The organism is Streptomyces sp. S6, assembly GCF_054880855.1.
The window spans coordinates 1-5644 of sequence record NZ_JBTYMC010000381.1 but is presented as its reverse complement, the minus strand read 5'-3'; the positions used below and the strand labels follow the sequence as shown (position 1 = coordinate 5644).

The window sequence follows — 5644 nt, the reverse complement described above, 5'->3', positions numbered from 1 at the left end:
CCCGCCCGCAGCACACGGCGCGGCGTGGCGCGGCACGGGCGGGCAGGCGTGCCGGGGGGCACCTCACGGTGGTTCCCTCGACGGAGGGGTGAGGGCGGGGGGAGGGGCTCAGAGGTCCAGTACCAGCTTCTTCCCCCGGCATCTCGACACACAGATCATCATCGTCTCCCCGGCCTCCCGCTCCTCCTGGGTGAGGACGGAGTCCCGGTGGTCGACCTCCCCGTCGAGGACGTCCGTCTCACAGGTCCCGCACGTCCCCTCGGTGCACGAGAACAGCACGTCGACACCGGCGGCCCGCACCGCGTCGAGCACGGACGTGTCCTGCGGGACGGTGACGGTGAGGCCGCTGCGCTCCAGGACGACGTCGAACTCCCGGGTGTCCGCGGCGTCCTGGCCCTGTTCCTTGGGCCGGAACCGCTCGACGTGCAGCACCCCCGACGGGCACCGGCTCTCCACCGCGTCCAGCAACGGGCCCGGCCCGCAGCAGTAGACGAGGGTGTCCTCGGGCAACTCGTCGAGCACCGGCCCGAGTTCGAGCAGCCCCCCGGTCTCGTCCTGCGGAGCGACGGTCACCCGCCCCCCGTACCGGCCGAGTTCACCGGTGAACGCCATCGACCGCCGTGAACGCCCGCCGTACAGCAGCGTCCACTGCGCGCCCGACGCCTCGGCGGCGGCCAGCATCGGCAGCAGCGGGGTGATCCCGATCCCGCCGGCGACGAAGCGGTAGCGCGGCGCGGGCAGCAGCGGGAAGTTGTTGCGCGGCCCGCGTACCCGCACCTTGTCGCCCACCGCCAACTCCCGGTGCACGAAGTCCGATCCGCCCCGCCCGTCCGGCTCCCGCAGCACCGCGACCCGCCACTCGCGGAGGTCCGCCGGGTCACCGCACAGCGAGTACTGCCGCTCCAGACCGGGCGCGAGCAGGAGGTCGACGTGCGCGCCGGGCTCCCACGCGGGCAGCGGTTCGCCGAGGGGGTGGCGCAGGGACAGCAGGCGCACCCCCTCGGCGGGGGCGCCGATGTGATGGACCGTCAGCTCGTCGTCGTACGCGTTCACTCGCCGTCCTTCGTCTCGTGCCCGCGCGGGTGCGCCAGCATCCACTCCCACATCTGCACCGGGTCCTGCGCGGTGTGCTCCCGGCCGCAGTGGCAGGTGCCGTGCAGGACGTCCGTGCCGGGGAGCCAGTCCACGCGGTAGACCTCGCCGGTCACAGCGCCCGCTCCACCGGCTTGTCGCCCTCCTCGACCAGCCGGGCCAGGATGCGGCGGGCCGCGAGGCCGCCGGTGTCGATGTTGATGCTCAGCTCCTGGTACCCCTCGCGCTCCGAACCCAGCGTGCGCTGAAGGAGGTTGAGGGCGTCGACGTCCTGCATGACCACCGTGTGGTTGTTGCCCCGCAGGAACCCGCTGACCTCCTCGTCGTCCGTCGCCCAGTCCCGCGAGACCATCCAGAAGTCGTACACCTTGCCGTCGCCGGACGGGGTGATCGCGTACGTGATCTCGGTGTGGAAGCCGTTCGGATCGCTCCCGTCGGCCTCCGGCACCACACCCACCGGGGCGATCCTGCTGTGCAGGAGGTAGAGGCACGGCGCGTGGTACTCGATGTCCTGCCAGCGCGTGATCCGCCCCGTGATGCCGGTCGAACGGGCGTAGAACGGCGGGCACTCGGCGTCGTCCATGTGCCGGCTGACCCGGACGATCCCGGCGCCCTCGTCGACCTCCGTGGTGATCGGGGTCTCCGCGACCTCGGGGGTGCCGATGTAGCCGCCGTGCAGATACGTCTCGTGCGAGAGGTCGAGCAGGTTGTCCACCAGCAGCCCGTAGTCGGCGTCTATCGGCTCCATCCCGCGGACGGTCGTCCAGCCCGGGGAGTCGAGGTGGCGGGCGCGCGGGATCGCCGCCCGGTCGGCCAGCGCCGGGTCGCCGATCCACACCCAGATCAGCGAGTCCTGCTCGACCACCGGGTAGGAGGCGACACGCGCCGTGCGCGGGACGCGTTTCTGGCCCGGCACGTACACACAGGCGCCGGACGTGTCGTAGGTGAAGCCGTGGTAGCCGCACACGATCCGGTCGCCGTCGAGGCCGCTCTCCGACAGCGGGAAACGCCGGTGCACACAGCGGTCGTGCAGCGCCACCGGGGTGCCGTCGCCCTCCGTGCGGTACAGCACGATCGGCTCACCCAGCACGGTCCGGCCCAGGAGCTCGCGGCCGACTTCGTTGCTGTAGGCGATGACATACCACTGGTTCCTGGCGAAGGCGGTGATGTGCGGCATCGGGGTTCCCGTCTCTCGGTCCTGCCGTCATCGTCTTCAGGGGGTGCGGGGGCGGCAAGGGAACTTCCGCCTCGCGGAAGGATCGCGGAAGGATCTCCGGGAGGCCCGGCCGGCCGAACTCGCCTTCCGGAATTGCGGACACCGGCCGAACGCCGCACGGTGATAATCGTTCGAATTCCGGTGTGCTCCGGGGATTGTCGAATTCCTCCTGACCGCCGCGCCTGCATCGCTAAGGTGGCCGGGAGAACGGTCGGGGTGAGGGAGTGCACGCGTGCGTGAAGCGCGGAAAAAGGGGGACGGCGGCCCCACGGTCGTCGTTCTCACCGCGTCGGACGTCGAATTCGACGCGGTGGAAAGGCTGTTGTCGGGAGACCCGGAGAGTACGACCCGCGACGACATGGGAACCGTCTACCGGCTGGGCTGGATCGACGGCACCCCCTGGCGGGTCGCCCTCGCGGAGATCGGCGAGGGGAACGGGGGAGCGGCGGTCGTCGTGACGCACGCCGTGAAACGGTTCCGGCCCGGACTGGTGATGTTCGTGGGTACCGCCGGACGGCTCACGGGAGACGTGGCCGTGGGGGACGTCGTCGTCGCCACCAAGGTGTACGGGGTGCACGCCGGGAAAGTCACCGACGGCGGCTTCCACGCCCGGCCCGAGACCTGGCGACTCTCCCACGAGGTGCGGCAGACGGCCGCCGCCGCACGCCGCCGCCTGCGCCGCAAGCCTGGCGCACCGGCCGTCCACTTCAGGCCCGTCGCCGCCGGGGAACAGGCGATCGAGGGAGACCGGTCCGCCCTGCGCGAGCGGCTGCGCCTGCACTACGAGGACGCCGTGGCCCTCGACACCGAGAGCGCCGGGGTCGCCGAGGCTGCGTTCTTGAACCGGACCTGGCCTTCGGTGACCGTGCGCGGCATCGACGACCGTACGGACGGCGGGCGCCGGACGGCGGCGGCCCATGCGGCGGCGTTCGCGCTGGCGGTGGTCCGGGAGTCGGTGTGCTCGGCGGACGACGAGGAGGAGACGGCCGTGCCCGAGGTCGTCGAGATGCCGCCGAAGGTGCCGAGGGGGTGGCGGGCCGGTGCCGTGGTGGAGGTCTGCGCGGCGGAGTACCTCCTGGAGGACGGGCTGGTGGGGGTGGGGGAGGAGGGTGAGTGCTGGGGGAGGGCGCGGCGGGTGGCTCCGAGTGTCCGGCGGCAGCCGGAACTCGTGTGGCTGCGGCGGATCGGTACTCCGGGGGACCGACGGGAGGCGCTGCGGCGGGAGTTCGACTTCCTGGAGTCGGGGACCGGCCGGCCGCACCGGCTGCCCGAGGCCCACAGCTACGAGATGAAGGGGGACGTCGCACTGCTCGCCCTGCGCTGGCCCGTACCGGACAGGAGGCCGGCGGTCGCCGTGGGCGAGGTGTGGACGACGGCACCCGTGTCCGGCGGTACGCTGCGCACCACCCTGCTGGCCTGCGCGGCTCTCGCCGAATCCCTCGGCGTCCTGCACCGGGAGGGGTACGCGCACCGCTGCCTGGCGCCGCAGACCGTCCTCCTGTGGGACACCTCGCTGTGGCTGAGGGACCTCGGAGCGGCCTTCCGGAAGCCGGAACCCGGCGAGGGACACGCGGGATACCGCGCACCCGAACAGGAGTACGCTTCATACCGTCCCGGCCTCGTCGGCCCGCCCGCCGACGTCCGTCAACTGGCGGCCCTGGCCTACCGCCTGCTCACCGGCGCACCCCCCGACCCGGTGTGGGTGCTGCCGCTGCGGACCTGTCTCCCGGCCGCCCCCGCCGCACTGGACGACCTGCTGCGCGCCGCCCTCGTCCTCGACCCCGCCGCCCGTCCCACCGCCCCCGAACTAGCCGCGCACCTGCGCCGGATCGCTTCGGCCGGCGGGGAGAACGCCTTCGCCCGCCGGTACGCCCGTCCCTACGCCCGGCCGGCCGGCCTGCCACCCGGAGTGCCTCCCCGCGAGGACGCCACCCCTACGACCGAGAACCCCGCCTCATGCTGACCCGCACCCTCGACCTCCCCACCCCCCTGGTCCTGGTCCCCGCCCGCTCCCTCGACGGCCTCCTCGTCCGCCTCCGCCGGGACCACCCCCATCTCCCCGGCAGCGTCGAGGAGTTGGAGGAGGACCTCGCCGCACGCGACACCGTCCCCGCGGTGTTCCCGCCACCGGGCCGCCGGCAACAGGCGCTCGCGCTGTACGGCAGAGGCTGGCTGGCGCTGCTCGTGCCGGCGCCGGACGCCCGCAGCTACCAGGTCCGCGCGGTCACCGCGCTGCGCTTCGACGACCACCACCGCCTGGCCCGCGGCTGCCTCCTCCTGCGCCCCACCGCGTGGACGGTCCGCCACACGCACGACGCGGCCCCGGGCCACGCGGACACCCACTGGGACCACCTGGCCGCCGAGTGGGACCTGCTGCGCAAGGAGACCGCGACGAAGGGGCACCGGGACCCGGACGACCGCGAGGCCCGCCACCTGGACCTGCTGACGAAGGCCGTCGACACGGAGCACGAGCTGCACCGCGAACGGGCGGCGGCGCAGCGGCCGTTCACCTACCGGGACGTCCAGCCGACGGCCCGCCGGGGGACGTACACGTTCGTGCTGCACGGTCGTCGCCTCCCCGTCGAGGACGAGGTCCTCAGGGTCGGCGGCGAACCCGCCCTGCGCGGCCAGGTGGTGGCGGTCGACCAGCGCGGCGCCCGCCTCACGCTGGCCCTGGACCGCCCCGTCGACTGGGAACACCTCCCGAAGCAGGGCGAGTTGGAGCGCGTCGAGAACACGACCGTCCACGCCCGCCGCACCGACGCCCTCGCCGCCCTGCGCGACGGCCACACCCGCAACCCCCACCTCCTGCCGATCCTCGCGGGCACCCGGGCCCCCGGAGCCGCCGCGAAAGACACGACTGCCCACCAGGAGTCCACCCTCGACGACTGGCAGCGCGCCGCCCTCCACACCGCGCTCACCACCCCCGACCTCGCCACGGTCATCGGCCCGCCCGGCACCGGAAAGACCACCGTCATCACCCAACTCGCCCGCCGGGCAGCCCAGTCCGGCGAGCGCGTCCTCCTCACCGCCCACAGCAACACGGCCGTCGACAACGTCCTCACCCGCCTCCCCGCCGACCTGGTCACCCTCAGAGTCGGCCCCGAGCACCGCGTCGACCCGGCCGCCCGCCACCTCCTCCTGGACCACCGCGCGGCGGACCTCCGCAAGGGCGTCCTGGACCGGGTCGGCGCCCGGCTCGCCGCGCACCGGGCGGGCGGTGGGACGGCGGACCTGTGGCCGAGGGCCCTGTACGACGCCGTCGGCGCCCTGGAGACGGCACGCCGGCGGGAGGAGGCGGCGCGGGCCGCGCTGGAGGAGGCCCGGCGCGGGGTC

At 73.7% G+C, this 5644-nt stretch carries 5 protein-coding genes; 2 read left to right on the top strand and 3 right to left on the bottom strand.

The genetic code is table 11. From position 1 onward, the window contains the following. Window positions 1-108: 108 nt before the first annotated feature. The 3 genes from ACVNF4_RS31720 to ACVNF4_RS31710 are packed head-to-tail and all read right to left on the bottom strand — an operon-like array spanning window position 109 to window position 2269. On the bottom strand, window positions 109-1053 hold the full coding sequence (locus ACVNF4_RS31720) for a PDR/VanB family oxidoreductase (protein ID WP_461806327.1): 945 nt from the start codon (window positions 1051-1053) through the stop codon (window positions 109-111). Further along, window positions 1050-1208, bottom strand: coding sequence for a hypothetical protein (locus ACVNF4_RS31715; protein ID WP_461806326.1), 159 nt, complete (start codon window positions 1206-1208; stop codon window positions 1050-1052). Before ACVNF4_RS31715 ends, ACVNF4_RS31720 begins: the two co-directional genes overlap by 4 nt. Beyond that, window positions 1205-2269: an aromatic ring-hydroxylating dioxygenase subunit alpha gene (locus ACVNF4_RS31710; RefSeq protein WP_461806325.1), complete on the bottom strand. Its 1065-nt coding sequence runs from the start codon at window positions 2267-2269 to the stop codon at window positions 1205-1207. The genes ACVNF4_RS31715 and ACVNF4_RS31710 overlap by 4 nt, the downstream gene beginning before the upstream one ends. Window positions 2270-2540: 271 nt before the next feature. Here ACVNF4_RS31710 and ACVNF4_RS31705 point away from each other — a divergent pair, with 271 nt between their 5' ends. Together ACVNF4_RS31705 and ACVNF4_RS31700 are read left to right on the top strand one after the other, a co-directional pair. Beyond that, window positions 2541-4271, top strand: a complete 1731-nt coding sequence (locus ACVNF4_RS31705) for a phosphorylase family protein (protein WP_461806324.1) — start codon at window positions 2541-2543, stop codon at window positions 4269-4271. Further along, window positions 4265-5644: AAA domain-containing protein (locus ACVNF4_RS31700; RefSeq protein WP_461806323.1), on the top strand; the 1380-nt coding region annotated here is incomplete at its 3' end. The genes ACVNF4_RS31705 and ACVNF4_RS31700, both read left to right, overlap by 7 nt.